Origin of the sequence: Burkholderia sp. AU30280 (assembly GCF_020420125.1) — a bacterium.
Classification (GTDB): Bacteria; Pseudomonadota; Gammaproteobacteria; order Burkholderiales; family Burkholderiaceae; genus Burkholderia.
The window spans coordinates 1-4,495 of record NZ_JAIZRY010000036.1; the positions used below are offsets into that span (position 1 = coordinate 1).

General features: G+C 64.2%; 1 pseudogene. It reads left to right on the forward strand.

Annotated elements, in window-relative coordinates:
• Positions 1–4,495, forward strand: a pseudogene (bcpA, locus tag LGN17_RS36360) (contact-dependent inhibition toxin BcpA); the annotation flags it as partial.

Here is a 4,495-nt window from a genome sequence, read left to right on the forward strand (position 1 = left end):
CTCGGCGCGGGCGTGAACAATGACGGCTCCGTCGCACACAGTGGCGACCTGAACCTGACGGCGTCCGGCCAACTGACCGCGACCGGCCAGAATGTCGCGGGCGGCAATGCATCGCTGACGGGCGGCAGCGTGAATCTCGCCGGCAGCCAGACGGCAGCGAACGGCAATCTGTCGCTGAACGCGACGGCCGGCGACGTGAACCTGTCGAACGCGACGACGAGCGGGCAAGGCGCCATTCAGGCGAACGCATCGGGCACCGTGATCAACGATCACGGCAGCCTGTCGAGCGGCGGCGGCACGACGCTGACCGGTGGCAATCTGTCGAACCAGAGTGGCAAGGTTTCATCGCAGGGGCCGCTGTCGGTCAACGTGGCCGGCCAGATCGCCAACCAGTCCGGCGAACTGGTATCCGAGAGCACGGCGGACGTGCGTGGCGGCTCCATCGCGAACAATCAAGGCACTCTCCAAAGCGCGGCCGGCATGACGGTGGCCGGCACGTCGCTGGACAACACGGCTGGGCGGATCACGTCGCTCAATGGCGACGGTTTGTCGGTGACGACGAGCGGCCAATTGACCAATGCGGCGGGGGCCACCGCGAGCGGTGCGCAAGGCGGTGTCATTGGCGGCAACGGCGATGTGTCGGTCCAAGGCGCAAACGTTGTCAATCGCGGTGCGATCACTTCCAATACGAATCTTCGGGTATCGGGCCAGTCGGTCGACAACGGCAGCGGTACGCTGCAGGCTGCGCAAAAGGTTGCTGTCGATGCGGGCGCACGCCTGATCAACAACGGCGGCTCGATCGCCGGTCAGACGGCCACGCTGACCGGCACGACCCTCGACAACAGCGCCGGTACCGTGCAGGCGAGCCAGGTGTCATTGATGGCGACCGACCTCGTGAATCACGGCGGCACGATTACGCAGACCGGCGCCGGGGCGATGAACGTGAACGTGTCGGGCACGCTCGACAATTCCACCGGTGGCACGCTGCAAACCAACAGTACCGACCTGACGCTCGCGCCAACGGCAATCGTCAACGACGGCGGCACGATTACCCATGCCGGCAACGGCACGCTGACGCTGGGCGGTGGTACGGGTTCGGTGTCGAACGTCGGTGGCGCGATTGCCAGCAACGGGCGCGTGACCGCGCAAACCGGCACGCTGAACAACGCGTCGGGCTCGATCAACGCGCAGAACGGACTGACGGCAACCGTCCGCGGTACGCTGAACAACGCGAGCGGCAAGCTGTTGTCGAATACGGATCTTGGCATCACCAGCGATATGCTGGCGAACGACGGCGGCCAGATCGGTGCGGGCGCGAACGCAACGATCCACACCGGCTCGATGACGAATCAGGGCGGTTCGATCGTCGGGCCGAACCTGTCGGTCACCGCCGATTCGACGCTGGACAACAGCGGCGGCAAGCTCGAGGCCAATCGGCTTGCGCTGACGGCCGCCAACCTCGTGAACCACGGCGGCACGATCACGCAGTATGGATCGTCGGCAATGGGCATGAACGTCAGCGGTACGCTCGACAACTCGGCCGCCGGCGTTATCCAGACCAACAGCACGGACCTGACGCTCATGCCGGCCGAGCTGAACAACGCGGGCGGCACCATTACACACGCTGGTACGGGCACGTTGACGGTCGCACCGGGCAACGGAGCCAGCGCTTTGAACAATGCGTCGGGCACCATCGTGACGAAGGGACAAGCCATCGTCAACGCGGCTACCTGGAACAACGCCGGCGGTATTCTCGCGGCGCAGCGCGGCATCAACGCGACCATTGCCGGTGACGTGAACAACGCACAGGGTCTGCTGCGATCCGACGCGTCGCTATCGTTGAAGAACGGCGGTGCGCTGTCGAACCGCGGCGGGCATGTCCAGGCCGGGCAATCGATTGCGGGCGACACCAGCACGCTCGCCATTCAATCGGCCTCGATCGACAACGCGGACGGCGCCATTGTCGACCTCGGCGCGGGCAAGATGACGGTGCAAGGCGGCAGCCAAATTGCCAACAGCCACGCCGGCGGCGTATCGGGCATGGGGGCGATTACCGGCAACGGCGACGTGACGATCGGCGCGGCGTCGATCAGCAACACGCAAGGCGGCCAGCTCAGCGGCGCATCGCTTCGTGTCCAGGCCAACACCTTGGACAACAGTGGCGGCACTATCGGCAACGTCACGAATTCGAACGGTAACGTGAACGTCACGACGACCGGCGCGATCACGAACACGAACGGCCAGATCAGCTCGACACACGACCTGTCGGTCGCGGCGGCCACGCTGCAGGGCGGCGGCACGTACAGCGCGACGCATGATGCCAACGTGAAGCTCCAGGGCGACTATACGGCGGCGGCCGACACGCAGTTCAACGTCGGTCACGATCTTGCCTTCACGTTACCCGGCACCTTCACGAACAACGCGAATCTGCAGTCGGTCAACAACCTGAGCGTCAACGCGGGCAACATCGTCAACGTGGGCGCCCTGACTGCCGGCGGTCTGCTGCACACGCAGTCGACCAACCTGACCAATACCGGCGCGCTCGTGGGCGCGAGCGTGTCGCTTAACGCGACGAATACGATCTCGAACCTCGGCCCGACCGCGCTGATTGGCGGTTCAGACAGCAACGGCACGCTCGAAATCCTCGCGCACGACATCGAAAACCGCGACGACACGACCGCGACCGATTCGATGGCTACGACGGCCATCTTCGGGATGGGCAAGGTCGTGCTGGCTGGCGGGAAGGACGCAAGCGGCAACTACACGAACGCGGCGCTCGTCAACAACGTGTCGGCCCTGATCCAGTCGGGCGGCGACATGGAACTGCACGCGGACAAGGTGACGAGCACCCGCCGCGCGATGAAGACGTCCACCAGCCAGATCGATCCGGCATTGCTCGCGCAGTTCGGCATTCCGATCAGCGGCCGCACGGGCCAGGTCGGCGTGAAGGATCCGGACAGCATCGGCGGCGTCTATACCGAGCCGCCTCATGGCGGACAGTGGAACAGCACGTATCAGTTCACGACCTACTATGCGGACAGCGCAACGGCGACGACCGTGACGGACATCAGCCCGGCCGCGCAGATCGTGTCGGGCGGCAAGATCGATGCGTCGTCGGTCGGCACGCTGCAAAACTACTGGAGCAACCTCGCGGCGGTCGGTGACATCAAGATGCCGGCCTACTACGACGCCGACGGCTGGGCGGCGTCCGGCCAGAAGCTGCCGGGCGTGTCGGTTTCCTACTCGGGCCAATATCACTACAACAACTACGACAACACGGAACACGACTGGCAATTGCCGTTCGGCAACGCGCCGTTCGTGACCGGTCGCCCGGGCGGTTACACGCAGGCGGCGCCGGCCTCGATCAAGGATTACAAGCTACCGAAATACGACTCGACGTTGAGTTCGAACGGCACGATTTCGGGCACGGGTGTCAGCGTCAACAACTCGGCTGGCAACGCCTCGATTCCGTCGCTCGGCTTGCTGCCGGGGCAGTCGGTGCCGGGTCTCACCCCCACCAACCTGAGCGGTAACGCGAGCGGCGCGAAATCGGGTGCGTCGGCCGTGCACGGTGGCCCGTCGGCGCCGGTCGATCCGATCATCGCCAGTGCAACGGCGCTGAACGTGCTGAACAACCTCACCATTCCGCAAGGCGGCTTGTTCAAGCCGACGACTGCGCCGAATGCGGGCTACGTGATCGAAACGAATCCGGCGTTCACGAACCAGAAGAATTTCATTTCGAGCGACTACTTCTTCAGTCAGCTTGGCGTCGACCTGACTCATATCCCGAAGCGGCTCGGCGACGGCTTTTATGAGCAACAGCTCGTGCGCAACGAGATCACTTCGCTGACCGGCAAGGCAGTGCTGGGACCGTACACGGACCTGCAGACGATGTACCAGTCGTTGATGGCGGCCGGCGCGGATCTGTCGAAGTCGCTCGATCTGCCGATCGGAGCCAGCCTGTCGGCCGATCAGGTGTCGAAGCTGACCAGCAACGTGATCATGATGGAAACGCGGGTGGTCGACGGCCAGTCGGTGCTGGTGCCGGTCGTGTATCTCGCCAAGGCCAGTCAGCAGAACATCGACGGGCCGTTGATCAGTGCGACGAACATCGACTTCCAGAACGCGCAGTCGTTCACGAACAGCGGCACGATCAAGGCGGACAACACGCTGGCGATCCAGGGCAAGCAGATCGACAACGCGTTCGGCGCGCTGCAAAGCGGCGGACTGATGTCGTTGAAGACCGAGAACAACATCGACCTGACATCTGCGAATGTGAAGGCCGGCAGTCTGCAGCTCGATGCCGGGAAGGACCTGATTCTCGATACGGCGACGAAGACGAATACCCGGGTGAGCCGCGACGGCGCGACGAGCGTGGTGACGACGCTCGGGCCGATGGCGAAACTCGACGTCGCAGGTGACGCGTCGATTACGACGGGCGGCAACTTCCAGCAGAACGCGGGCAATTTGTCGGTCGGTGGCAACCTTGGCATGA